Source organism: Oceanicella sp. (assembly GCF_056449545.1).
Genome location: NZ_JBWOMN010000116.1, coordinates 1 through 25,112, shown reverse-complemented (window position 1 = coordinate 25,112; position 25,112 = coordinate 1). Strand labels below are relative to the sequence as shown.

Genomic DNA, 25,112 nt, shown 5'->3' with positions numbered 1-25,112 from the left:
CGGGCCGGGGTCATGGCACATCCCGTTGTCAAGCTTCTCGCCCAGCGCATCGCGCTGGGCGTCCTGCTGCTTTTCGCCGCCTCGGCGCTGATCTTCGCGGGCACCCAGATCCTGCCCGGCGACGTGGCGCAATCGATCCTGGGGCAATCGGCCACGCCTGAGGCGCTGGCCAATCTGCGCAAGGAGCTGGGTCTGAACGACCCCGCGATCCAGCGTTATTTCAGCTGGCTGTTCAACGCCATGCAGGGCGATCTCGGGGTGGCGCTGTCCAATGGCCGCGACATCGCCGAGTCGCTCGGCGCCCGCCTTGGCAACACCATGTTCCTCGCCGCCTGGGCGGCGGCATTCTCGGTGCCGCTGGCGATTCTGCTGGGGCTGATCGCGGTGCGCTACAAGGACCGCTGGCCCGACAAGCTGATCTCCGGGATCACGCTGGCCTCGATCTCGGTGCCGGAATTCGTCATCGGCTACATCCTGATCTTCTACGTGGCGGTGCAGCTGCGCTGGTTTCCGTCGGTCGCCACGATCAACGATTCCATGAGCCTCGGCGAGAAGCTGAGCGCCATCGCCCTGCCCATCACCGTGCTGGTGCTGGTGGTGCTGGCGCATATGATGCGCATGACCCGCGCGGCGATCCTCAACGTCATGCAGTCGGCCTATATCGAGACCGCCGAACTGAAGGGCCTGAGCCAGTTTCAGGTGATCTACCGCCACGCGCTGCCCAACGCCATCGCCCCGATCGTCAACGTGGTGATGCTCAACCTCGCCTATCTGGTGGTCGGCGTGGTGGTGGTGGAGGTGGTGTTCATCTATCCCGGGCTCGGGCAATACCTGGTCGACCACGTGGCCAAGCGCGACGTGCCGGTGGTGCAGGCCTGCGGGCTGATCTTCGCCGGGGTCTACATCACCCTCAACGTGGTGGCCGACCTGGTCTCGATCCTCGCCAATCCGCGCCTGAGGCACCCGAAATGACCCGGATCCCAATTTCCGCCCTGATCGGGCTGTTCTTCACCGGGCTGTATTTCCTCGGCGCCCTGTTCGCGCCCTGGATCGCGCCCTATTCCATGACCGAGATCGTCGGCGACGTGTGGGAGCCGGCCTCGGCCGCGCACTGGCTCGGCACCGACACCATCGGCCGCGACCTGCTCAGCCGCATGATCTACGGCGGCCAGACCACCATCTACATCGCCACCATGGCGACCATCCTGTCATTCGGCACCGGATCGGTGCTGGGGCTGAGCGCGGCGGTGATCGGCGGCTGGGTCGATCAGGCCATGTCGCGTTTCGTCGATCTGATCATGGCGATCCCGACGCTGATCTTCGCGCTGGTGGTGCTGTCGGTGATGCCGACCACGCTGCTGGTGCTGGTGATGGTGATGGGGCTGCTCGACGCCACCCGGGTCTACCGGCTGGCGCGCGCCGTGGCCGTGGACATCACGGTGATGGATTACGTCGAGGCGGCGCGCCTGCGCGGCGAGGGCCGGGGCTGGATCGTGTTTCGCGAAATCCTGCCCAACGCCCTGTCGCCGCTGGTCGCGGAAATGGGCCTGCGATTCATCTTCATGGTGCTGTTCCTGTCGACGCTGTCCTTCCTCGGGCTTGGCGTGCAGCCGCCCGAAGCCGACTGGGGCGGCATCGTCAAGGAAAACAAGGAGGGCATCGTCTACGGCATACCGGCGGCGCTGGTGCCGGCGGTGGCGATCGCGACATTGGCGATCTCGGTCAATCTGGTGGCTGACTGGGTGCTCAACCGCACCACCAGCCTGAAAGGGGGCCGCGGTGGCTGACATCCTGCTCGACATCCGCCATCTGCGCATCGAGGCGACGGTCTACCCGCCCGACGAAAAGCCCCATGACATCGTCATCGTCGATGACGTGTCGGTGAGCGTCGAAAAGGGCAAGGTGCTGGGGCTGATCGGCGAATCCGGCGCCGGCAAGTCCACCATCGGCCTGTCGGCCATGGCCTACGGGCGCGGCGGCGTGCGCATCACCGGCGGCGAGGTGTTTGTCAACGGCCGCGACATCCTCAAGGGCGGCGCCCGCGGCCTGCGCAAGCTGCGCGGGCGCGAGGTCACCTATGTGGCGCAATCCGCCGCGGCCGCCTTCAACCCCGCCAAGCGGTTGATGGAGCAGGTGATCGAGGCGACCCTGAACCACGGCGTCGCCTCGCGTCAGGAGGCCGAGGCCCGCGCCGTCGAACTGTTCCGCAAGATCGGCCTGCCCGACCCCGAGCATTTCGGGACCCGCTACCCGCATCAGGTCTCGGGCGGGCAGCTGCAACGGGCGATGACCGCGATGGCGCTGTGCTCCGAGCCCGATCTGGTGATCTTCGACGAACCGACCACGGCGCTCGACGTCACCACCCAGATCGACGTGCTGGCGGCGATCAAGGACGCGATCCGCGACACCGGGGTCGCGGCGCTCTACATCACCCATGATCTGGCGGTGGTGGCGCAGGTGTCCGATCACATCCTGGTGCTGCGCGGCGGCAAGAAGGTGGAATACGGCGCGACGCAGCAGATCATCGAGGCCCCGGCGCAGGATTACACCCGCGCCCTGGTCTCGGTGCGCTCCATCGATCACGAGGAGCAGACCCCCACCGGCGCCCCGCTGCTGACGGTCAGCAACGTCACCGCCCGCTACCCCAATCTGCCCGTGGACGTGCTCAGCGACGTGTCCGTGGACCTGCACCCGGGCCAGACGCTGGCGGTGGTGGGCGAATCCGGGTCCGGCAAGTCGACGCTGGCGCGGGTGATCACCGGGCTGCTGCCGCAAAGCGCGGGAACCATCGCCTTCGACGGGCGCGAATTGCCGCCAAGGCTGGCGGATCGCAGCAAGGAGGACCTGCGCGAACTGCAGATGATCTACCAGATGGCCGACACCGCGATGAACCCGCGCCAGACCGTGCGCACCATCGTCGGGCGGCCGCTGGAATTCTATTTCGGCCTGCGCGGCAAGGCGCGCGACGACCGGATCGCCGAATTGCTGGACGAGATCGAGATGGGCGAGGGCTTCGCCGACCGCTACCCGGCGGAACTCTCGGGCGGTCAGAAGCAGCGGGTCTGCATCGCCCGGGCGCTGGCGGCGAAGCCGAAGATGATCATCTGCGACGAGGTCACGTCGGCGCTCGACCCGCTGGTGGCCGACGGCATCCTGAAGCTGCTGCTGGATCTGCAGAAACGCGAGAACGTCGCCTATCTGTTCATCACCCACGACATCGCCACGGTGCGCGCGATCTCGGATTCCATTGCGGTGATGCACAAGGGCAAGGTGGTGCGCTACGGCCCGAAATCGAAGGTGCTGAACCCGCCCTTCGACGATTACACCGACATGCTGCTGTCCTCGGTCCCGGAAATGCAACTGGGCTGGCTGGAGCAGGTCATCGCCACGCGTAAGATGGAGAGCGCCGGAAATTGACGACAAATCGACGGGGCGGGCCGCGCAACCGCCTGAAGCTGATCATCCTCGACGGCGTGCCGTGGCGGAATTGGCGGCGACTGTTCGGAAACCTGGAAGGCTGGGTGCAGTCCGGCGACGCCCGGGTCTGGCGCATGCGATCGGTGCTGCCGTCGATCTCGGCCACGTGCTACGCCGCGATCCACACCGGGCAGACGCCGCAGGCGCTCGGCGTCAGTTCGAACGAGACCGTGTTCCGGCTCGATCAGCCCGACATCTTTTCCGAGGTCCGCAAGGCGGGCGGCGTCACCGGCGCCGTCACCCATTCCTTCTGGTCTGAATTCTTCAACCGCGCGCCTTATGACCATGTGCGCGACGTGGAATACGACGAACCCGACAGCGCCAGCATCAATTACGGGCGCTTTCACACCATGACCGCGGCGGGGCACGCCAATCAGATGACCCCCAGCGACGTGGACCTGTTCGCCAGCCTCAGCAACCTGTCCCGGCGATTCGGGCTGGATTACGGGGTGCTGCACACCTGCACGCTGGACAGCATGGGCCACCGCTACGGCCATGAGAGCCCGGAGATGGACCACGCCTGCGCGGTGATGGATGCCATGCTGGCGCCGTTCCTGCGCGCTTGGCTGGCGGCCGGCGACGAGGTGATCGTCACCGCCGATCACGGCCAGACGGCGCGCGGCCATCATGGCGGGTCCGAGCCGGACCAGCGGGATTTCGCGCTGTATCACTTCGGCGCCGGCAAGGGTCCGCCCGAAGACACGCTGCTGGATCAGCTGGCGCTGGCGCCGACGGTGCTGGCGCGCATGGGCGTGGCGATCCCCGCCAGCATGGCCGCGGCGCCGTTTCTCACCGATTGAGGCGGCTCAGAAGGGCCAGTCGCCCCGCCCCAGCGCCGCGATGGCGGCGATGATGCGCTCAAAGCTGTCGCGGGCGCGGCGGACGCTCGTTCGCCCGCGCAGATAGCCGTGCACCAGCCCGGCTTCGTTGAACCACGCCGCCCTGCCCCCCGCCGCCAGCGCCCGGTCGCGATAGCGCCGACCGTCGTCGGAAAGCGGATCGCATTCCGCCGACACGATCACCGTGGGCGGCAGGCCGGTGAAATCCGCGTCGCGCAACGGCGCGCAGGTGGGGTCGTCGCGCGGCGGCGGCGCGCCGCGAAAGCGCAGCTGCTGATACGCCAGAATGTCGTCGCGGGTCAGCATCGGGGCCTCGGCGTGGTCCAGATACGATCCCCGGTCCATGTCGCCGCCAAGCCCGGGATAGATCAGCACCTGCCCGGCGATCGCCGTGATCTTCCCGCGCGCCGCGTGGGCCACCGCCGCCGCGAGGTTGCCCCCGGCGCTGTCCCCGACCAGCAGCAGCGGCTTGCCGAAATGCGCCGCCGCCCAGCGCGTCGCCGCGAGGCAGTCGTCGAAGGCCGCCGGATGGGCGTGTTCGGGCGACATGCGGTAATCCACCGAGACCACGTCGAACCCGGTGCGATCGCAGATCTCGGCGCAGACGTCGTCATGGCTTTCCAGCCCGCCGACCACGAAGCCGCCGCCGTGGAAATAGACCACCGCCGCGGCGCCGGCGCCGGGCCTGACGCTGGCGTAAAGCCGCGCCGGCACGTCGCCGATGCGGCGATCCTCGGCGCGCACGCCCTCCGGGCGGCCCGCGAAGAACGCCCGGCACATGCGGTCGTAGATTTCGCGCTGCTGCGCCACGTCCATCGCGGCGGCGTCCGCCGGATACCAGTCGGCGGTCTTGCGGATGAAATCCCAGGTCTCGGCGTCGATTTTTTCGGCGTAGTCCATCGCTACGCGTCCGAGCGCGGCAGCAGGATCGGCCTGGATTGGCGCAGGTTCAGGCCGATCGCCGCACCGGCCTCGATCCCGGCATTGGTGTCCAGACTGGTGACGAACAGATCGCCCACCGCGGTTTCCACCGAATATTCCACATGCCGCCCCACATAGGTGGTCTTGCGCACCGTGCCCACCAGATCGCCCTCGGTCGGATCGCGGGTGAAACCGGCGAGGTTGGGGCGCACCGCCAGCAGCGCCGGCCCGGCGCCAAGCCCCCGCGCCGGCAGGGAGATCTCGGCCTCGCCGATGCGCACCTGCGCCGCGTCGCCGGCGGCGGCGACGATTTCGCAGGGCAGCAGATTGGCCTCGCCGATGAAATCCGCGACGAAGGCGTTGGCGGGGTGCTCATACAGGTCGCGCGGCGTGCCGATCTGCGCGATCACCGCCTGATTCATCACGATGATGCGGTCGGACACCGCCAGCGCCTCTTCCTGGTCATGGGTGACGTAGACCACGGTCAGGCCGAGAGTCTGCTGGATCTCGCGGATCTCGTCGCGCACCCGGCGGCGCAGGCGGGCGTCGAGATTGGACAGCGGTTCGTCGAACAGCAGCACCTGGGGTTCGAGCACCAGCGCACGGGCCACGGCGACGCGCTGCTGCTGGCCGCCGGACAATTCGCTGGGCAGACGGTCGGCAAACCCTTGCAGGCCCACCAGTTCCAGCCCGGCCTGGGCGCGCTCGGCGACCTCGGCCTTGCCCATGCCCGACATCACCAGCCCGTAGGCGACGTTTTCCCCGACGCTCATGTGCGGGAACAGCGCGTAGGACTGGAACACCATGGACACGTCGCGTTCCGTGGCCGGCAGCGCGGTCACGTCGGCGTCGCCGATCAGGATGGCGCCGGAGGTGGCGGGCTCCAGCCCGGCGATCATGCGCAGCGTCGTGGTCTTGCCGCAGCCCGAGGGGCCGAGCAGGGTCACCAGTTCCCCCGCCTCGACCTTCAGCGAGATGTCGTCCACCGCCCGCGCGTCGCCGCCGTAGATCTTGGTGACGTTGCGGAATTCGACCGAGGCCGCTCTGCTTCTTATCTGCGCCATGCGCTATCCCCCGGCGGCGACGGAGGTCGGGACCACGCCCCGCCGTCCGATCTTGCGTTCTCCGACCAGCAGCTGCAACAGCCCGATCGCCGCGAGCATCACGAAGATCAGCGCGGTCGAATAGGCGATGGCCAGCCCGTAATCGTTGTTTTCGACCCGTCCGATGATGTAGCTGGTCGCCATGTCGTATTCGGCGCTGACCAGGAAGATCACCGCGCTGATCGCGGTCATCGCCCGCACGAAACTGTAGACCAGCGCCGCCAGGATCGCCGGGCGCAGCAGCGGCAGGATGATCTTGCGGAAGGTGGTCCAGGAATTCGCCCCCAGCGTCAGCGAGGCCTCGTCCAGCGAGCGGTCGATCTGGCTCATCGCCGCGACCCCGGCGCGCACCCCCACCGGCATGTTGCGGAATATGAAGCTCACCACCAGGATCGCCGCGGTGCCGGTCATTTCGATGGGCGGCACGTTGAAGGCCACCACGTAGCTGACGCCGATCACCGTGCCCGGGATGGCGAAGCTGAGCATGGTCATGAATTCGAACGACTTCTTGCCGGCGAAATCCTGACGCACCAGCACATAGGCGGTGACCAGCCCCATGGCGGCGGTCAGCGGCGCCGCGGTGGCGGCGATCTGGATCGTGGTCCAGAACGAATTCCACGCCGCCCCGGTCCATTGCAGCCCGTGCGCGGTCCAGTCCACCGAGAAGGCGGTGATGTAATGCTTGAGGGTGATGGTGTTGTTGAGGCCCCAGATCTCCACGAAGCCGCCATAGAAGATCATCGCGTAGATGGTGATGGTGAAAAAGGTCCAGAGCCCGACAATGGCGTAGATCGACAGCTTCAGCCCCTCGGGCAGCGGGGGATGGCGCCCCGCGTCGCCCTTGCCGGTGAGCGTGGCGTAGGATTTGCGCCCCACCCAGCGCTGCTGCGCGAAGAACGCCGACAGGGTGAAGATCAGCAGGATGATGGCCAGCACCGCCGCCTTGCCCTGATCGTTCTGGGCCCCGACGATGGCGAAGAATATCTCCGTGGACAGCACGCTGAAATTGCCGCCGAGCACCAGCGGATTGCCGAAATCGGCCATGCTTTCAATGAACCCGAGCAGGAAGGCGTTGGCCAGCCCGGGGCGCATCAGCGGCAGGGTGACGGTGCGGAACGTCTGCCAGCGCCCGGCGCGCAGGGTCTGGGCGGCCTCCTCCATCGACGGGCTCACGCCCTCCACCACGCCGATCATCACCAGGAAGGCGATGGGGGTGAAGCTCAGCAATTGCGCGATCAGGATGCCGGGCATGCCGTAGATCCAGCGCGTCGGCTTGACCCCGAACAGGTCGGCCATGAAGCCGGTGACCGAACCCGACAGCCCGAACAGCAGGATGATGGCGAGCCCGATGACGAAGGGCGGGGTGATGATCGGCAGCACGCTGAGCGCGCGAAACGCCTTCATCCGCGTCAGCCCGGAGCGCGTCGCCACCAGCGCGAAGGCCAGTCCCAGCGCCGCGGTCGAGGCCCCGACCACGATCGCCAGCAGCAGCGAATTCCACGCCGCGCCGCAGCTGACGCCGCCGCCGAAGCAGCCGAGCCCCCAGATCTTGCGGTCGGTGAAGCGGTCGAGAAAGGCGAGGATCGAATAGGCGTTGTCCTCGTTGACCATCGCGCCTTCGAGGATCTGCAGGATCGGGAACGCGATGAACGCCGCCACCAGCGCGATCACCAGCCCGATGACCCCGGACACGAACACGTCGCCCTTGGCGGCGCCGCGGGCCGCGAAGCCCTGGGTGATGGAAAACAGGAAACCCGAGGCGACGAAGAACGCCCCGTAGCCCATGCCGAACTGCCGGTCCCCCAGCGGCCCGAACAGGTCGTTGAGCCAGCCGGCGTTCCAGCCGCGCAGGCCGATCGCAAACCCCTGCCCGAACATCCAGGCGATGCCGATGACCCCCGACCACAGCAGCACCCGGCCGTAGAACGGGTCGCCCTTGGCGCGCCCCCAGGTGAGCAGCGGCGCCAGGATCGGCAGGATCAGCGGCGCCAGCCACATCTTCTCGCCCTGCATGGCGAGAAACAGCCCCGGCGCGTAATCGGTGTCGAACGGGTAGCCGTCGAACAGCCATTCGAAGCTGAAGAAACCGTCTTCCAGCACATACCAGGGCAGCAGGCACCAGCCCGCCGCCCCGATGAGGGTCCAGAACAGAACCGTGCGGTTCATGAAAGCCGCTCCGCCGGTCTTATTGCGGCAGCGACTTCACCTCGTCGTCCCACTTCTTCAGAAGCCGCTTGCGCTCGGTGGAGGAGCCATACTTCTTGAAGTCGTAGTCGATGAGCTTGATGCTGGACAGGTCCGGCGCGTCGGGCGAGGATTTCGCGCCCTTGTTGGACATCACCTGGAAGGCCTTCACCTCCAGCGAGCGCGACTGCACGTCGGCGCGCAGCGCCCAGTCGTAGAACTTGCGCGCGTTCTCGGGGTTGCGCCCGCCCTCGATGATCGACATGGAGCCGATTTCGTAGCCGGTGCCCTCGCAGGGGGCCACCACCTTGATCGGGAAGCCGGACACCGCCTGCTTCACCGCGTCATGCATGAACACGATGCCGATGGTGTTCTCGCCCCGCGCCGCGGCCTTGATCGGGGCCGAGCCGGACTTGGTGTACTGGTTGATGTTCTTGTGCAGGGCCTTCATGAATTCGAAGCCCTTGTCCTCGCCGAACAGCTGCACGATGGTCGCCAGCGTGGTGTAGGCGGTGCCCGAGGAGTTCGGGTTGGCCATCTGCACGAAGCCCTTGTAGACCGGCTTGGTCAGGTCCTTCCAGCAGGCCGGAACCGGCAGGTCGTTGGCGGCCAGCAATTCGGTGTTGTAGCCGTAGCCGAGCGCCCCGGAATAGATGCCGATGGTGCGGTCGCCCGCGGCCTCGGCCTGGCGGATCGACCAGTCGAACAGTTTCGCGCGCATGGGCGACACGTAGGGCGCGGTCAGCCCTTCCTCGGCGGCCTGCAAATGCGGATCGCCGGTGCCGCCCCACCACACGTCGCCCTTGGGATTGGCGGATTCGGCCTTGATGCGGGCGAAGGTCTCGCCCGAACTGGCGCGGGTCATGGCCACCTTGATGCCGGTCTCGGCCTCGAAGCCCGTGGCCATCAGCTGGCACCAGTCTTCCTGGGCGCTGCAATACAGCGTCATCTTCTCGGCCGCCATGGCCGGCGCGGCCGTCAGGGCGAGCAGCGCCGCCGCGAGGGTGGTTTTCAGGTTGATCTTCATTTCGTTCTCCCAGTTTTGCGTTTCTTCGGCTCTGTTGACCGGACCCGCGCATGTCGCCCGCGCCCCGCCGCCCCGGATCGTTTTTCAACCGTATGTTCCGGTTGTTGTCATTGGAACGCCTGTTCCAAGCTGCGCCAGATACGCGCCGCTTACAAGCCGCCTTCGCGCGCCTGGCCGGATTCTCCTTCCTCGGGCGGGTCGCGTTCGGCGATGGTGTAGGCGATCGAGGTCAGGTGCGAATGCACCCGCTTGAGATCGCGCAGCAGGTCCAGATGGATCGCCGAGGTGTCGATGGAGGCGACGTTGCCCTCGCGCAGGCGCTCCAGATGCTGCTGGTAGGCGAGCTGCTCCTCGTCGCGGAACGATCGTTTCTCGGCGATGATCTGCTCGGCCAGCTCCTCGTCATCGGCCATGAAGGCGGCGACGGCGGTCTGCATCGCCTCGCGCAGGCGGTTGAAGATGTCGGTGATCTCGGCCGCGCCCTCGTCCGAAAACCGCAGCCCGGCCTTGCGCTTGCGATCCGCCAGCCGGCGGATGTTGCGGTCCATGATGTCGGCGATGTGCTCCATGTTGGTGGAAAAGCTGATCACCGTGTGCGCCTGGCGGCTTTCGTCATGGGACAGCGGTTCGCGGGTCAGTTCGGTGACGTAGAACTTGATCGCCGAATTCAGCATGTCCACGTCGTCCTCGGCGCGCGAAATCGCGACCGGCAGGTCCTCGGACGCGCCCGGGGCCAGCGATTCCTCGGTGTTGTCGAGCATCTCCTGCACCAGATCGGCGAGCCGCACGCTTTCGCGCCGCGCGTTGCCCAGCGCCCGCGACGGCGAGCCCAGCGCGTCATGGTCCAGATAGCGCGGCACGGCGCGCGGCGGCGCGATTTCGGCGGCGCCGGGGAAGGCGCGTTCGAGGAAATCAGCCACCAGCCCGACGAAGGGCAGCGACGCCAGCGCCACGATGACGTTGAAGCCCAGATGCCCCAGCACCACGATGGCCTTGTCGTCGAGCCCCTGCGCCGTGGCGAAATCGAAATAGCGCTGCGCCGCGAAGGACAGGGTGAGCACCCCGAGGCTGCGGAACAGCAGGTTGCCGATGGCCACGCGCCGCCCCGGCATGGTTTCGCCCATGGAGGCCGCCAGCGCCGGCAGCGCCGCGCCCAGATTGGCCCCGAGCAGCAGATACACCGAGGCCGAGCCGGTGACCGTGCCCACATGCGCCAGCGAGGCGATCAGCAGCACGATGGCAAGGCTGGAATGCGCCAGCCAGGTCAGCAGCGCCGCCGCCAGGATCGCCAGCACCGGGTCCTCGGACAGCGCCGAGATCAGCACCGGCACGGTGGTCGAGCCGCGAATAGCCTCGGACATGCCAACGATCTGGCCGAGCGCGAACAGCATCAGCCCCAGCCCGATCAGCGCCCGGCCCAGATGGCGGATGCGCTTGGTGCTGGACAGCTGGAACAGCGCGTAGCCGATCAGGATCAGCCCGGGCGAGATTTCGCGGATGTCCATGGTCAGGATCTGCGCCGAGACGGCGCTGCCCACATCCGCGCCCAGCGCGATCGCCAGCCCCGCGGGCAGCAGCAGCCGCGCCTTGGCGACGAAGCCGGCGCCCAGCAGCACCACGGCGGTGGAGGATTGCAGCATCGCCGCCGCCGCGCCGCCGAACAGCAGCGCCCGCACCCGCCCGCCGGCGATCTGGCGCAGGCGCCGGTCGAGGTTGCTCCCCAGCGAACGCTCGGCGGCGGTGCGCACCATGCGCAGGCCCCAGAGCAGCAGCGCGACCGAACCCAGCAGGTTCAGCAGCGCAAGGGAAGCGGTGGTGTCGTTCACGGCGGCTCCATGGTCGGCGTCCCCGGACCGGCCGGGGCGAATTCAGCGTCCGTCCCCGGACGAATCAAGATGGTCGCTTCGCCCGGTCCGGGCAAGAAAGGCGCCCCGCCCGCCCGGCGGGCCCTGCGCCCCGAACGCCCCGCGCGAAGGCGTCCGGCGGCGGCGCGGCGACGAGTCGCTTCTGGTCTAGTGTCATATCCGCGCAAAACGAACAATAGCGAGCGTCATCAAACTGTCATAAAAAGTTTGCAAAACATCTCGCCAACGGATTTAGTTGAAAAAAGAGCAGCCGCCCCGCTGCGTCGGCCGTTTTCGCGGCGCGCAGGGCAACCGATCCGAAGCTGCGCCGGAGGCGCGAAACCCGCGCCGCGTCCCATAGTCCCATCCAACAGTCAAACCATCAGGGAGACCACCACATGCACATCGGCACTTCACTGGCAAGCGTCGCGGCGATGATTGCGGGCCTCGCGCTCGCCGTTCCCGCGGCCCAGGCCGCCGAGGATTGCCCGCGCGGCGATCTTGACGCCCGCTATTGCGACCGCAACGGCGATCTGATCGCCGACGCGCCGACCGATCCGGCGAAATGGAAAGACCCGGACACGCTGATCTTCGCCTACACCCCGGTCGAGGATCCGGCGGTCTACAAGGAGGCATGGTCGGATTTCCTCGCGCATCTCGAAAAGGTGACCGGCAAGAAGGCGCTGTTCTTCCCGGTGCAGTCCAACGCCGCCCAGATCGAGGCCATGCGCTCGGGCCGCCTGCACATCGCCGGCTTCAACACCGGGTCGAATCCGCTGGCGGTGAACTGCGCGGGCTTCAACCCGTTCACCATCATGGCCTCGAAAGACGGCAATTTCGGGTACGAGATGGAAATCATCACCTATCCGGGATCGGGCATCGAAAAAGTCGAGGACATCCGCGGCAAGCAGCTCGCCTTCACCTCGCCGACCTCGAATTCCGGCTTCAAGGCGCCCTCGGCGATCCTGAAGGCCGATTACGACATGATCCCCGAGCGTGACTTCGAACCCACCTTTTCGGGCAAGCATGACAATTCGATCCTCGGCGTCGCCAACAAGGATTACCTGGCCGCCTCGATCGCCAATTCGGTGATGCACCGGATGATCAAGCGCGACGTGATCACCCCCGATCAGGTGATCTCGATCTACAAGTCGCAGACCTTCCCGACCACCGGCTTCGGCGTCGCCCATGACCTGAACCCGGAACTGGCCGCGAAGATCCGCGAGGCGTTCTTCACCTTCGAGTGGGAAGGCTCCTCGCTGCAGAAGGAATTCGAGAAATCCAACGAAGGCCAGTTCATCGAGATGAACTACAAGGATTTCTGGAACGTGATCCGCAAGATCGACGCCGCCAACGGCGTATCCTACGCCTGCAAGTAAGACCGGCGCCAACCGGCTGAAGGGGCGGCCCAACGCGGGCCGCCCCATTTCGCATCGACACTGCCTCTCGCAACAGGAGCGCGCGCATGCTGCGTCTGGACAAGCTGACCAAGACCTACAACACCGGCGATCGCGCCCTGAACGCGGTGACGCTGGAGGTGCCCCAGGGGCAGGTTCTGGCGCTGATCGGCCCGTCGGGCGCGGGCAAGTCCACGCTGATCCGCTGCATCAACCGGCTGGTGCAGCCCACCAGCGGCACGGTGACGCTCGAGGACGTGGAGGTGAGCGCGCTCGGCGCCCGCGCCCTGCGCCGCGAACGCCGCCGCATGGGCATGATCTTTCAGGAATACGCGCTGGTCGAACGCCTGACGGTGATGGAAAACGTGCTGTCCGGGCGCCTCGGCTACGTGGGATTCTGGCGCAGCTTCCTGCGCCGGTTCCCGCAATCGGACGTGGACGAGGCGTTCCGCCTGCTCGACCGCGTCGGGCTCGCCCACATGGCCGACAAGCGCGCCGACGAATTGTCCGGCGGCCAGCGCCAGCGGGTCGGCATCTGCCGCGCCCTGATCCAGGACCCGGCGCTGCTGCTGGTGGATGAGCCCACGGCGTCGCTGGACCCGAAAACCTCGCGCCAGATCATGCGCCTGATCTGCGAATTGTGCGAGGAACGCGATCTCGCGGCGATCATCAACATCCACGACGTGCTGCTGGCGCAGATGTTCGTGCAGCGGGTCATCGGCCTGAAGGCCGGCGAAATCCAGTTCGACGGCCCGCCCGAGGACCTGACCCCCGACGTCCTGACGCTGATCTACGGCGAGGAGGACTGGGAGGCCACCATCGACAAGATCGAGGACGAAGATGAGGACGGGGACGGCGAACCCGGGGCGGAGGCGGTGGCATGAACGCCGCCGCCACGGAACTGGACGCGCTGCTTGGCCGTCGCTGGAAACGCCCGCCGCTGATCCAGCGCGACTGGCTGCGCTGGACCCTGATGGCCGCGGCGGCGATCTACCTGGTCGCCGCCTTCCTGACCATCGACGTGAACTGGTCGCGGGTCTACGAGGGGCTGGAGCGCGGGCTCGCCTTCATCACCGCCTTCGCCAGCCCGGATTTCGTCAGCCGCTGGACCGACATCCGCGAGGGCATGATCGAGAGCGCCATCATGACCATGGCCGCGACGGTGGTGGGGATCGCCATCTCGATCCCCATCGGGCTGGGCGCGGCGCGCAACATCGCGCCGCTGCCGGTGTATCTGGCCTGCCGCGCCGTCATCGCAGTCAGCCGGGCGCTGCATGAAATCATCGTGGCGATCCTGCTGGTGGCGATCTTCGGCTTCGGCCCGCTGGCCGGGTTTCTGACGCTGAGCTTCGCCACCATCGGCTTCCTGTCCAAGCTGCTGGCCGAGGACATCGAATCCATGGACCGTTCGCAGGCCGAGGCGGTGCGCGCCACCGGCGCGCCCTGGCTGCAATGGATCGCCTACGGCGTGCAGCCGCAGGTGATGCCCCGCCTGATCGGGCTGTCCATGTACCGGCTCGACATCAATTTCCGCGAATCGGCGATCCTGGGGCTTGTGGGCGCCGGGGGCATCGGCGCGACGCTCAACACCGCCTTCGACCGCTACGAATTCGACACCGCGGCGGCGATCCTGATCATCATCATAGGAACCGTGATGACGCTCGAATACCTCTCCGGCATCATCCGCGCGAAGGTGCAGTGATGGCGATTTCGACCAATGCCGCCGGTCAGCAGGTCTGGCGCCTGCGGGATCGCAAATCGGCGCTGACCCACTGGGCGGCGTGGCTCGCCGGGATCGCGCTGTTCATGTGGTGCTGGAACGTGATCTCGGACTCCACCACCTGGTTCTTCGTCTGGGACGCGCCGGCCATCGCCGGGGACATCCTCGACCGGGCGACGCCGCCGCGCTGGTCCTACATGGCAAAGCTGTGGGGCCCGCTCTGGGACACGCTCAACATCGCCACCCTGGGCACGGTGCTGTCGCTGATCATGGCGATTCCGGTGGCGTTTCTGGCGGCGCGCAACACCACGCCGAGCGCGCTGTTCATCCGCCCCGTCGCGCTGCTGATCATCGTCTCCACCCGTTCGATCAATTCGCTGGTCTGGGCGCTGCTGCTGATCGCCATCATCGGCCCCGGGGTGTTCGCCGGGCTGATCGCCATCGCCATCCGCTCCATCGGCTTTTGCGCCAAGCTGCTTTACGAGGCGATCGAGGAAATCAACCCGGTGCAGGTCGAGGCGATCACCGCCACCGGCGCCAGCCGCTGGCAGGTGATGGTGTTCGGCATCGTGCCCCAGATCATGCCGGCGCTGGCCGGAATCGCGGTGTTCCGCTGGGACATCAACATCCGCGAATCCACCGTGCTGGGGCTGGTGGGCGCCGGGGGCATCGGCCTGCAATTGCAGGCCTCGCTCAACACCCTCGCCTGGCCGCAGGTCAGTCTGATCCTGCTGGTGATCTTCCTGGCGGTGCTGGTGAGCGAATGGGTCTCGGCCAAGGTGCGCGGCGCGATCATCTGAGATGCGGACCAAGACCCGGACCAGGGCGATCAGGGATGCGGCGGCCGCCTTCGCCGCCTACGAGGCGGCGCGCCATCGCCTGCCCGCCTTCCCCGCCTTCCCGGCCCTCCCCGCCGCCCTGGCGCGCGGCGGAACCGGGCGCGACGGGCCAGAACGCGGCGGGCCAGAACGCGGCGAAAATCTCGGCGACATCGCCGAACGCTACGACGCCTTCCTGCTCGACGCCTTCGGGGTGCTCAATCTCGGCCAGACCCCGATCCCCGGCGCGACGGCGGCGGTGGCGGCGCTGCAACGGGCGGGCAAGCGAGTGCTGGCGCTGACCAACGGCGCCACCCACACCCGCGCCGCCGCGGTGGCGAATTTCCGCCGCATGGGGTTCGATTTCGCCGCCGAGGACGTGGTTTCAAGCCGCGACGCGCTGCGCGCGGCGCTCGCCCTGCGCCCCACCAGAGACCCCGCCAGCGCCCCCGCGCCATGGGGGGTGATGGCGCCGGCGCGCGCGCGCATCGACGAACTCGGCCCCCCCGCCGCGCTGCTGGGCGACGATCCGGCGATCTACGCGGCGGCGCGGGGGTTCCTGCTGCTCGGCAGCAGCGACTGGAGCGCCGCGCGCCAGACCCGCCTGCGCGACGCGCTGCGCGCCCGCCCGCGCCCGCTGCTGGTGGGCAATCCCGACATCGTCGCCCCGCGCGAAACCGGGTTCACGCTGGCCCCGGGGCATTTCGCCCATGCGCTGGCCGACGAACTGGGCGCCGAAACCGGGTTGACGCCGGAATTCTTCGGCAAGCCGTTCGGCAACGCGTTCGATCTGGCGCGCGCGCGGCTCGGGCGCGACGCGGGGCGCGTGGTGATGGTGGGCGACACGCTGCACACCGACATCCTGGGCGGCGCCGCCGCCGGGTTTGACACCGCGCTGATCGCCGGGCACGGGCTGTTCGCGGGCTGCGATCCCGAACCGTTCATTGCGCGATCGGGCATCGTTCCCACCTATCTGCTGCAGACCGTCTGAACCGGCGCGCCGCCCAACCTCGCCCAACGCTGGCCAAACCGCCCGGGGATGCCTATTTACAGACTGGTTCACCCAAGGAGCGGCCCATGCGACCCAACAAACGCGACGAACTGGTGCGCAAGGCGCTGAAGGTGTTCTATCGCGAGGGCTTCCACGCCGCCGGCATGGACCTGCTGGCCAGGGAAACCGGCATCTCCAAGACCTCGATGTACAAGCATTTCCGCACCAAGGAGGATCTGATCCTCGCGGTCCTGCGCCTGCGCGACGAAAATTTCCGCAACGATTTCATCCGCCGCGTCGAAGATTTCGCCGACACCCCGCGCGGGCGGCTGATCGCGTCGTTCGACGCGCTGGGCGCGTGGTTCGCCAAGCCGGACTTCCGCAGCTGCCTGTTCATCAAGGCGGCGTCGGAATACCAGGATCGCGGGCATCCGATCCATGCGATTTCCGCCGAACACAAGCGCCTGCTGCAGAACTGGATGATCGATCTGGCGCGCAGGGCCGGGGCGCGCGATCCCGAAACGCTCGCCCACGCGCTGATGCTGCTGCAGGAGGGCGCCATCGTCACCGCGCATCTGGGCCACATGAAGGACCCCGCGGGCGAGGCGAAAGCCGCGGCGCAGACGCTGGTGGCGGCCGCCATCCCCTGACCCGGCTTTCGCGCCAATGGCGGATCGGGATCCGCCCTGCGCCCGGGGCGGGCGCCGGCGCGTCATGGGCGGGCGTCGGGGCGCCGTGTCCGGGCGCCTGAGCCGGGGCACTGGACCCCCCGCACGCGCGCGGCTAAGGCTGTGCCCATGTTCGAGGCGATCACATCGGCGGAATGGCAGGCGCTGGCGCTGTCCATGCGGGTGGCGGCGGCGGCGACCGCCGCGGGGCTGCCGCTGGCCTTCCTCGCCGCCTGGGCGCTGGCGCGCTGGCGGTTCCCCGGCAAGCCGCTGCTGAAGGCGCTGATCCACCTGCCGCTGGTGCTGCCGCCGGTGGTGGTGGGCTATCTGCTGCTGATGGCGCTGGGGCGGCGGGGCTGGATCGGCGGCTGGCTGCATGACGAATTCGGGATTTCAATCGCCTTCACCTGGGTGGCCGCCGCCATCGCCGCCGGGGTGATGGGGTTTCCGCTGATGGCCCGCGCCTGCCGCCTGTCGATCGAGGCGCTGGATCCCAAGCTGGAGGAGGCGGCGCGCACGCTCGGGGCCTCGGAACGGCGGATTTTCCTGACGCTGTCGCTGCCGCTGTGCCTGCCGGGGATCCTGGCGGCGCTGTCGCTGGGCTTCGCGCGCGCGCTGGGGGAATTCGGCGCCACCATCATCTTCGCCGCCAACATCCCCGGCGAGACCCGCACCCTGCCCATCGCAATCTATTCGGCCCTGCAGCAGCCCAATGGCGACGCGGCGGCGGCGCGGCTGGTGGCGATCTCGCTGATCGCGGCGCTGGGGGCTTTCGCGGCATCGGAGGTGCTGGAAAAGCGCACGCGGCGACGGCTGTCCGGGGAAGGCCGGTGAAGCGGCTGAGCGTCGACATCGCCTGGACCACGCGCGGCGGCTTTGCGCTGACCGCGGCGTTCACCGCGGCGGCCGGGGCGACGGTGCTGTTCGGGCCCTCGGGCGCCGGCAAGACCTCGCTGCTGCGCTGCGTCGCCGGGCTCAACCGCCCGGACCGGGGGCGGATCGCCTTCGGCGAGCAGGTGTTCTTCGATTCGGACGCCGGGATCGACCTGCCGGTGCAGGCGCGCAATCTGGGCATGGTGTTTCAGGAACCCCGGCTGTTCCCGCATCTGTCGGTGCGCGCCAACCTGCTTTACGGCGCGCCGGACGATGGCGCGCTTGACGACGCCGTGGCGCTGCTGGGGCTCGGGTCGCTGCTCGCGCGCCGCCCGCGGGCGCTGTCGGGGGGCGAGGCGCAGCGCGTGGCCATCGGGCGGGCCCTGCTGCGGGCGCCCTCGCTGCTGCTGATGGACGAGCCGCTGTCGTCGCTGGACGCGGCGCGCAAGGCGGAATTGCTGCCCTATCTGGCGGCGCTGGCGCGCTCGACGCAGGCCCCGATCCTTTACGTCACCCATGCGCGCGAGGAGGCCGAGGCCCTGGGCGCGAAACTGATCCCGGTGGAGAACGGGCGCGCCGCATGAGCCCCGCGCAATCGCCAAGACCGATCCTGATCGCCGGGCCCACCGCCTCGGGCAAGTCGGCGCTGGCGCTGGCGCTGGCCGAACGCTTTGACGGCGCGGTGATCAACGCCGACGCGCTGCAGGTCTATGCCGGCTGGCGGGCGCTGTCGGCGCGCCCCTCCCCCGCGGACGAAGCCCGGGCGCCGCATCTGCTCTACGGCCATGTGGCGATGCGGGACGGCTATTCCGCCGGGCGCTGGCTGCGCGACGCGGCGCAGGCGCTTGCGGACTGCGCCGCCGCCGGGCGACGGGCGATCGTGGTCGGCGGGACGGGTCTGTATTTCCGGGCGCTGACCGAGGGATTGGCCGACATTCCCGAAACCCCGCCGGACATCCGCGCCGCCGCCGTGGCGTTTTTGGAAACCCATGGGATCGACGGGCTGGCGGCGGATCTTGAAAACCGCGACCCCGCCACGCTGGCGCGCATCGACGCCAGAAACCCCATGCGGCTGATGCGGGCCTGGGAGGCGCTGGAAACCGCCGGCGAGGGGCTGGCCGCCCTGCAGGACCGCACGCCGCCGCCGCTGCTGGCGCCGGACGGGACCTGCGCGCTGCGGCTCGCCCCGGATCGCGACCGGCTTTACGCCCGCTGCGACGCGCGGTTCGACGCGATGCTGGCGCAAGGCGCGCTTGAGGAGGTGCGCGCGGCGCTGGCGCTCGACCCGCCGGCCTCGGCGCAGGCGATGAAGGCGATCGGGGCGCGCGAACTGGCCGCCTGCCTGGCGGGCGAGATGACGCTGGAGGCGGCGCGCGCGCAGGCCGTGACCCTGACCCGCAACTACGCCAAGCGGCAGATGACCTGGCTGCGCAACCGCATGGGCGACTGGCCCGCCTACGGCTCGGCCGCGGCGGCGCTCGATGCCGCCGATCTTTGATGGCGCCGGCGCAGTCCGGCGCCCGGGGCCCCGCCGCCCTGAACGCCGCGCCGATTGCGGAAAATTGCGCGACCCCGGGCGAAAACCGTGGCCAGAACGCGAACCCCCCCGGCGTTGGGGAAATTTTCACGATTTCGGATCGACGATGGCGCAATCCGGGCTTGACCTGTCGATTCCCTGTGATACTCCTGCCTCGGCTTTGAAAGGGACGGACCATGATCCGCAAGATCGTACTTATCGGCTGGCGCGCGAAACCGGGGATGTAACCGCATCCACCGAGACCGCGCGCATGACCCCCGCCTCGGGGGTTTTTTTGTGCCTGCCCCTGATCGAGCCGCCCGACTGATCCAAGACGACGCCCACAGCAAACGACTGCAAACGGAGACAGATGCGATGCCCCGCGACATGACCGGCGCCCAGATCGTGATTCAGGCCCTGAAGGATCAGGGCGTGGACACCGTATTCGGCTATCCCGGCGGGGCCGTGCTCCCGATCTATGACGTGATCTTCCAGCAAAACGACATCCGCCACATCCTGGTGCGCCACGAACAGGGCGCCGCCCATGCCGCCGAAGGCTACGCGCGCGCCACCGGCAAGCCCGGGGTGTTTCTGGTCACGTCGGGCCCCGGCGCCACCAACGCGGTCACCGGGCTGACCGACGCGCTGATGGATTCGATCCCGCTGATCTGCCTCACCGGGCAGGTGCCCACCTTCATGATCGGCAACGACGCCTTTCAGGAGGCCGACACCGTGGGCATCACCCGCCCCTGCACCAAGCACAACTGGCTGGTGAAGGACACCGCGGACCTGGCCGACACCATCCATCAGGCCTTCGACGTCTGCCAGAAAGGCCGCCCCGGCCCGGTGCTGATCGACATCCCCAAGGACGTGCAGTTCGCCTCCGCCCCCTACAAGTCGCCGCAGGAGGCCAAGCCCCTGCATTACGCCCCCCGCGTGAAGGGCGACGCGGACGCGATCCTGCGCGCGGTGGAGATGCTGGAGCAGGCCGAACGCCCGATCATCTATTCGGGCGGCGGGGTGATCAATTCCGGCCCGCAGGCCAGCCGCATGCTGCGCGAACTGGCGGCGGAAAGCCGCTTTCCCGTCACCTCGACGCTGATGGGGCTGGGCGCCTATCCGGCCTCGGGAAAGGGCTGGCTGGGGATGCTGGGCATGCATGGCACCTTCGAGGCCAACATGGCCATGCATGACTGCGATTTCATGCTCTGCGTCGGCGCGCGCTTCGACGACCGGATCACCGGGCGCACGGACGCGTTCTCGCCGGGTTCGAAGAAGGTGCATATCGACATCGACCCCTCCTCGATCAACAAGATCATCCATGTGGACGTGCCGATCATCGGCGACGTGTCGCATGTGATGGCCGAATTGCTGGCGGTCTGGAAGGCGCGCGGCGCCAGGACCCGCGCCGACCGGGTCGACAACTGGTGGCGCCAGATCAAGGAATGGAAAAGCGTCAGATGCCTGAACTACGCGCCCTCGGACACGGTGATAAAGCCGCAATACGCGCTGGAACGGCTGGAGGCGCTGACCAAGGGCCATGACCGCTACGTCACCACCGAGGTCGGCCAGCACCAGATGTGGGCGGCGCAGTATCTGGGCTTCGAGGATCCCAACCGCTGGATGACCTCGGGCGGGCTGGGCACCATGGGCTACGGGCTGCCGGCCTCCATCGGCGTGCAGGTGGCGCATCCCGACAGCCTGGTGATCAACGTCGCGGGCGAGGCCAGCTGGGTCATGGTCATGCAGGAAATGTGCACCGCCGTGCAGTATCGCCTGCCCGTCAAGCAGTTCATCCTCAACAACGAACGCCTCGGGATGGTGCGCCAGTGGCAGCAGCTGCTGCATGGCGAACGCTATTCGCAATCCTATTCCGAGGCCCTGCCCGATTTCGTCAAGCTGGCCGAGGCCTTCGGCTGCAAGGGGATCAGGTGCGAGGACCCGGCGGATCTGGACGAGGCCATCGCCGAGATGCTGGCCCATGACGGCCCGGTGATCTTCGACTGCATGGTGGAAAAGCACGAGAACTGCTTCCCCATGATCCCCTCGGGCAAGGCCCATAACGAGATGCTCATGGGCGAGGCCGGCGCCGACAAGGCGATCGCATCCGACGGCGCGGTGCTTGTCTGACGCGCCCCGCCTCGCCACCCGAACGAACCGAACAAGGAGGCGGCGCCATGAGCGCTCTCAACATCAAGCAAGGCTCCACCGGCCACAGCGCCTACAACCTTCGCCCTTCGCTGAAGGAGGGCGAGGAGCGCCGCACCCTGGCGGTGCTGGTGCAGAACGAGGCCGGCGTGCTGGCCCGCGTGATCGGGCTGTTTTCGGGCCGCGGCTACAACATCGAAAGCCTGACGGTTGCCGAGACCGACCATGTGTCGCATCATTCGCGCATCACCATCGTCACCACCGGCACCCCGGCGGTGATCGAGCAGATCAAGGCGCAGCTCGGGCGGCTGGTGCTGGCGCGCAAGGTCATCGACCTCACCACCGAGGGCCCCTCGGTGGAGCGCGAAATGGCGCTGGTCAAGGTCGCCTGCGTGGGCGAGGCGCGGGTGGAATCCATGCGGCTGGGCCAGGTGTTCCGCGCCTCGGTGGTGGACACCACGCTGGAAAGCTTCGTGTTCGAACTGACCGGAGCGCCGGCCAAGATCGACGCCTTCATCGAACTGATGACGCCGCTGGGGCTGGTGGACGTGGCGCGCACCGGCGTCGCGGGCATCAAGCGCGGCCCCTCCGGCATGTGAAGCCCTGCGCGGGGGGCGCCGGCCTCGCGCTGACGCCTCCCTCCCGCCCCCCCGAAGGACCGGCGCCGGGCGTCAGGTCAGCAGGGCCGGCGCGCCGCGCAGCAGGGTCTCGGTCTCGTCGATCATGCGCGCGACCAGCGCCCCGGCGGGCAGCGGCGCGCGCACCATGTCCACCGCCTCGCCGACGATGGTCGGCGCCACCGACATGTCATGCGCCGCGAAGGCGCGCGCGATCCCGGCGCGCTCGGCGTCGAGGGATTCGGCCAGCGCCGCCGCCCCGTCCTGCCAGCGCCGGGTGAAATCGTTGCGCAGGGTGCGCATGGTCCATTGCGCGGGCCAGTCAAGGCCGCGCGCCACATCGAAAAGCGCGCTGCGCTCGGTGTCGTCGCCGGACCCGGCCAACGCCGCCCGCTTGGCGTTTTCATGGGCCAGGGATTCGGCGCAGGCGAAGAACGCGGTGCCGCACAGCGCCCCCGCCGCGCCCAGCATCAGCGCCGCCGCCATGCCCCGCCCGTCAGCGATCCCGCCCGCCGCAACCACCGGGATCGGCGCCGCGCCGCTTGGCCCCGCGGCCGCCAGTTCGGCCATGGCGTCGACCACGGCCGAGACCAGCGGCATGGTGGCCCGGACGCCGCCATGACCGCCCGCCTCCGTGCCCTGCGCGACGATGATGTCGGCGCCCATGGCCGCCGCCGCGCGCGCATCCGCCACGCGCTGCACCTGCATGATCAAGGTCGTGCCGGCGCGCGCCACCCGGGGCTGAAACCGCGCCAGATCGCCGAATGACAGGAACACCGCCCGCGGCGCGCGCTCCAGCGCCAGATCCAGCAGCGCCGGCTGCTTTTCCAGCGCCCAGGCGATGAAGCCGACGCCGATGGGCGCATCCCCGGCCAGCGCCAGTTCCCGCGTCAGCCAGTCGCGATCGCCATAGCCGCCGCCGATGATCCCGAGCCCGCCCGCGCCGCTCACCGCCCGCGCCATCGCGCCGCCGCTGACCCCGGCCATGGGGGCCAGCAGCAGCGGATGTCGGATGCCGAGCGCGGCGGTCAACGGCGTGGCGACGGGCATGCGGCGGAATCCTTGCCTGGGGCCTTGAATCGGGCCTTGAATCGGGAATGGCGGATCGTCAGTCTAGGGGCCCGGCGCAGTTTGGCAACCGCGCGTTGGCGAACCGCGCGCGGGCGTCGCCGCGCCGCCGCGCCGCCGGGCGAAATCGCGACATTGCGCGCCAAACCCGCCCGGCGGCGCGCGCATCGCTCGATTGGGCCTTTACCGCCGCGTCGCGAGCATACAGTTTGTGCCCCGCGCGCCGCCCCGGCGCGGCAGGCTGGGCGCGGTCGGATCATGCGGCCCCGAAAAATGGAATCCCGTCATGAACATGATGAAAATCGTCGCCGTTCCCATGCATCGCGAGGGCCGCAAGTTCGTCGCCGTCTTCGCCGCGGTCACGTTCGCGCTGACGCTGCTGTGGCAGCCGCTGTTCTGGCCGGGGCTCGGGGCGACGATCTGGTGCTACTATTTCTTTCGCGATCCGGTTCGCGCCGTGCCGCAGCGCGACGGGCTGCTGGTGTCGCCCGCCGACGGGGTGGTGTCGCTGATCTCCGCCATGGCGCCGCCGGCCGAGCTGGGCATGGGCGAAACCCAGCGGGTGCGGGTCTCGGTGTTCATGAACGTGTTCAACTGCCACGTGAACCGGGCGCCCATCGGCGGCGTGGTCAAGCGCATCGCCTATCACAAGGGCAAATTCGTCAACGCCTCGCTCGACAAGGCCAGCGAGCACAACGAACGCAACGCCCTGACCATCGAATACGCGCCCGGCGCGCAGATCGGCGTGGTGCAGATCGCGGGTCTGGTGGCGCGGCGCATTCTATGTGAGGTTGAGGAGGGCCGCACGCTTGAAACCGGCGAGCGCTTCGGGCTGATCCGTTTCGGCAGCCGGCTCGACATCTACCTGCCGGTCGGCGCCGCGCCGCTGGTGTGCATCGGCCAGACCACGGTGGCCGGCGAGACCGTGCTCGCCGATCTGGACTGCGACCAGACCGCCCGCGCCTGCAAAGCGATCTGAGAGAGCCGCGCGCCATGACCAACCCATCCGGAAAATACCTGTCATTCCGGCGCCTGATCCCGAATTTCGTCACCGTGATGGCGATCGTCGCCGGCCTGACCTCGATGCGCATGGGGCTGGACGGGCGCTATGAATTCGCGCTGCTGCTGATCGTTGTGGCGGCGGTGCTCGACGCCATCGACGGGCGGTTGGCGCGGATGCTGGACAGCGCCAGCCCCATGGGGGCAGAGCTGGATTCGCTGGCGGATTTCTTCAATTTCGGCATCGCGCCGGGGCTGCTGATCTATCAGGCGATCTTCTTCGGCACCCCCTATGCAAGCCTCGGCTGGCTGGCGGTGCTGGTGCTTTGCGTGTGCTGCGCGCTCAGGCTGGCGCGCTTCAACGTCGCCATGCAGGACAGCGAATCCGAAGGTTCGGGCGCGCGGCCCAACCCCGATTATTTCGTCGGCGTGCCGGCCCCGGCGCTGGCCTGCCTGGCGCTGCTGCCCATGTATTTCCTGATGCTGGAGGTGGACGCGCTTGCCCATTATCCGATCGCGATCTTCCTGTATCTGGTGCTGGTGGGCGGGCTGGCGGTGAGCCAGCTGCCGACGTTTTCCGTCAAGCGGCTGAGGGTGGAGAAGAAATTCCTGCTGCCCGTGGTGCTGCTGGTCACCGGGGCCATCGTGATGATGGCGGCCTATCCGTGGCACACGCTGATCGCCGGCGACCTGCTGTATCTGGCGTCCCTGCCGGTGTCCGCGCGCCGCCGCTGGCGCGAGCTTGAGGGCGGTTGAGCCGGCGTATCGGAGTTTTGGAAACCGCCATGCCCAAGCCCCCCCGCGACGACGCCCCGCCCCGCCCGAACGGGCCGGCGCTGCTGGTCGCCCATGGCGCGCCCAGCGCGCCCATGGGGCCCGAGGCGGCGCTGGCGCAGCTCGCC

23 protein-coding genes are annotated in these 25,112 nt (G+C 68.4%); 17 read left to right on the top strand and 6 right to left on the bottom strand.

Annotated elements, in window-relative coordinates; genetic code table 11:
• The first annotated feature begins 12 nt into the window (after window positions 1–12).
• Genes AC1HC7_RS15060 through AC1HC7_RS15045 form a run of 4 tightly spaced genes read left to right on the top strand, consistent with a single transcriptional unit; the run spans window position 13 to window position 4,277 of the window.
• A complete protein-coding gene (locus tag AC1HC7_RS15060) occupies window positions 13–972 on the top strand; it encodes an ABC transporter permease (protein ID WP_479496848.1) in 960 nt (319 codons plus the stop codon).
• Complete coding sequence (locus tag AC1HC7_RS15055) at window positions 969–1,787, top strand: ABC transporter permease (RefSeq protein ID WP_479499181.1); 819 nt, start codon at window positions 969–971, stop codon at window positions 1,785–1,787. The genes AC1HC7_RS15060 and AC1HC7_RS15055 overlap by 4 nt, the downstream gene beginning before the upstream one ends.
• Window positions 1,780–3,417, top strand: coding sequence for an ABC transporter ATP-binding protein (locus tag AC1HC7_RS15050; protein ID WP_479496846.1), 1,638 nt, complete (start codon window positions 1,780–1,782; stop codon window positions 3,415–3,417). Before AC1HC7_RS15055 ends, AC1HC7_RS15050 begins: the two co-directional genes overlap by 8 nt.
• Window positions 3,414–4,277 carry an alkaline phosphatase family protein gene (locus AC1HC7_RS15045; RefSeq protein ID WP_479496845.1) on the top strand — a complete coding sequence of 288 codons (864 nt, stop codon included), beginning with the start codon at window positions 3,414–3,416 and terminating at the stop codon, window positions 4,275–4,277. Before AC1HC7_RS15050 ends, AC1HC7_RS15045 begins: the two co-directional genes overlap by 4 nt.
• Before the next feature lie 6 nt (window positions 4,278–4,283).
• Here the strand turns inward: AC1HC7_RS15045 and AC1HC7_RS15040 are convergent, their stop codons facing one another.
• From AC1HC7_RS15040 to AC1HC7_RS15020, 5 genes are all read right to left on the bottom strand, one after another.
• Window positions 4,284–5,216, bottom strand: a complete 933-nt coding sequence (locus tag AC1HC7_RS15040) for an alpha/beta hydrolase (RefSeq protein ID WP_479499180.1) — start codon at window positions 5,214–5,216, stop codon at window positions 4,284–4,286.
• A gap of 2 nt (window positions 5,217–5,218) precedes the next feature.
• Window positions 5,219–6,301, bottom strand: a complete 1,083-nt coding sequence (locus AC1HC7_RS15035; protein WP_479496843.1) for an ABC transporter ATP-binding protein — start codon at window positions 6,299–6,301, stop codon at window positions 5,219–5,221.
• Window positions 6,302–6,304: 3 nt separating this feature from the next.
• Entirely contained in the window at window positions 6,305–8,506 is a 2,202-nt protein-coding gene (locus AC1HC7_RS15030) for an ABC transporter permease (RefSeq protein WP_479496842.1), read from the bottom strand.
• A gap of 19 nt (window positions 8,507–8,525) precedes the next feature.
• Window positions 8,526–9,551, bottom strand: coding sequence for an ABC transporter substrate-binding protein (locus AC1HC7_RS15025; RefSeq protein WP_479496841.1), 1,026 nt, complete (start codon window positions 9,549–9,551; stop codon window positions 8,526–8,528).
• A 149-nt stretch (window positions 9,552–9,700) separates the two neighbouring features.
• Window positions 9,701–11,377, bottom strand: a complete 1,677-nt coding sequence (locus AC1HC7_RS15020) for a Na/Pi cotransporter family protein (protein ID WP_479496840.1) — start codon at window positions 11,375–11,377, stop codon at window positions 9,701–9,703.
• 416 nt (window positions 11,378–11,793) lie between these two features.
• On the opposite strand from AC1HC7_RS15020, the gene phnD reads away from it, so the two are divergent.
• From phnD to ilvN, 11 genes are all read left to right on the top strand, one after another.
• Window positions 11,794–12,774 carry a phosphate/phosphite/phosphonate ABC transporter substrate-binding protein gene (gene phnD, locus AC1HC7_RS15015; protein ID WP_479496839.1) on the top strand — a complete coding sequence of 327 codons (981 nt, stop codon included), beginning with the start codon at window positions 11,794–11,796 and terminating at the stop codon, window positions 12,772–12,774.
• Window positions 12,775–12,860: 86 nt separating this feature from the next.
• The gene (gene phnC / locus AC1HC7_RS15010) at window positions 12,861–13,676 is read left to right on the top strand and encodes a phosphonate ABC transporter ATP-binding protein (protein ID WP_479496838.1); all 816 of its coding nucleotides are present in this window, start codon (window positions 12,861–12,863) and stop codon (window positions 13,674–13,676) included.
• Window positions 13,673–14,494: a phosphonate ABC transporter, permease protein PhnE gene (gene phnE, locus AC1HC7_RS15005; protein WP_479496837.1), complete on the top strand. Its 822-nt coding sequence runs from the start codon at window positions 13,673–13,675 to the stop codon at window positions 14,492–14,494. The genes phnC and phnE (AC1HC7_RS15005) overlap by 4 nt, the downstream gene beginning before the upstream one ends.
• A complete protein-coding gene (gene phnE, locus AC1HC7_RS15000) occupies window positions 14,494–15,312 on the top strand; it encodes a phosphonate ABC transporter, permease protein PhnE (protein WP_479496836.1) in 819 nt (272 codons plus the stop codon). Before phnE (AC1HC7_RS15005) ends, phnE (AC1HC7_RS15000) begins: the two co-directional genes overlap by 1 nt.
• Window position 15,313: 1 nt before the next feature.
• Complete coding sequence (locus AC1HC7_RS14995) at window positions 15,314–16,321, top strand: HAD-IIA family hydrolase (protein WP_479496835.1); 1,008 nt, start codon at window positions 15,314–15,316, stop codon at window positions 16,319–16,321.
• An 86-nt stretch (window positions 16,322–16,407) separates the two neighbouring features.
• Window positions 16,408–16,971, top strand: a complete 564-nt coding sequence (locus tag AC1HC7_RS14990) for a TetR/AcrR family transcriptional regulator (protein WP_479496834.1) — start codon at window positions 16,408–16,410, stop codon at window positions 16,969–16,971.
• Between the two features lie 147 nt (window positions 16,972–17,118).
• Entirely contained in the window at window positions 17,119–17,823 is a 705-nt protein-coding gene (modB, locus tag AC1HC7_RS14985; RefSeq protein ID WP_479496833.1) for a molybdate ABC transporter permease subunit, read from the top strand.
• Complete coding sequence (locus AC1HC7_RS14980) at window positions 17,820–18,446, top strand: ATP-binding cassette domain-containing protein (RefSeq protein ID WP_479496832.1); 627 nt, start codon at window positions 17,820–17,822, stop codon at window positions 18,444–18,446. Before modB ends, AC1HC7_RS14980 begins: the two co-directional genes overlap by 4 nt.
• The gene (miaA, locus tag AC1HC7_RS14975; protein ID WP_479496831.1) at window positions 18,443–19,360 is read left to right on the top strand and encodes a tRNA (adenosine(37)-N6)-dimethylallyltransferase MiaA; all 918 of its coding nucleotides are present in this window, start codon (window positions 18,443–18,445) and stop codon (window positions 19,358–19,360) included. The genes AC1HC7_RS14980 and miaA overlap by 4 nt, the downstream gene beginning before the upstream one ends.
• A gap of 393 nt (window positions 19,361–19,753) precedes the next feature.
• Window positions 19,754–21,508 carry an acetolactate synthase 3 large subunit gene (locus tag AC1HC7_RS14970; protein ID WP_479496830.1) on the top strand — a complete coding sequence of 585 codons (1,755 nt, stop codon included), beginning with the start codon at window positions 19,754–19,756 and terminating at the stop codon, window positions 21,506–21,508.
• A 47-nt stretch (window positions 21,509–21,555) separates the two neighbouring features.
• Window positions 21,556–22,125, top strand: a complete 570-nt coding sequence (ilvN, locus tag AC1HC7_RS14965) for an acetolactate synthase small subunit (RefSeq protein ID WP_479496829.1) — start codon at window positions 21,556–21,558, stop codon at window positions 22,123–22,125.
• A 72-nt stretch (window positions 22,126–22,197) separates the two neighbouring features.
• On the opposite strand, the gene AC1HC7_RS14960 is transcribed toward ilvN, so the two are convergent.
• Complete coding sequence (locus AC1HC7_RS14960; RefSeq protein WP_479496828.1) at window positions 22,198–23,193, bottom strand: NAD(P)H-dependent flavin oxidoreductase; 996 nt, start codon at window positions 23,191–23,193, stop codon at window positions 22,198–22,200.
• 304 nt (window positions 23,194–23,497) lie between these two features.
• Between AC1HC7_RS14960 and AC1HC7_RS14955 the strand changes: the two genes are divergently transcribed.
• Window positions 23,498–24,190 (top strand): phosphatidylserine decarboxylase, encoded by a 693-nt coding sequence (locus AC1HC7_RS14955; RefSeq protein ID WP_479496827.1) that lies wholly within the window; start codon window positions 23,498–23,500, stop codon window positions 24,188–24,190.
• A gap of 14 nt (window positions 24,191–24,204) precedes the next feature.
• A complete protein-coding gene (locus AC1HC7_RS14950; RefSeq protein WP_479496826.1) occupies window positions 24,205–24,966 on the top strand; it encodes a CDP-alcohol phosphatidyltransferase family protein in 762 nt (253 codons plus the stop codon).
• Window positions 24,967–25,112 lie beyond the last annotated feature (146 nt).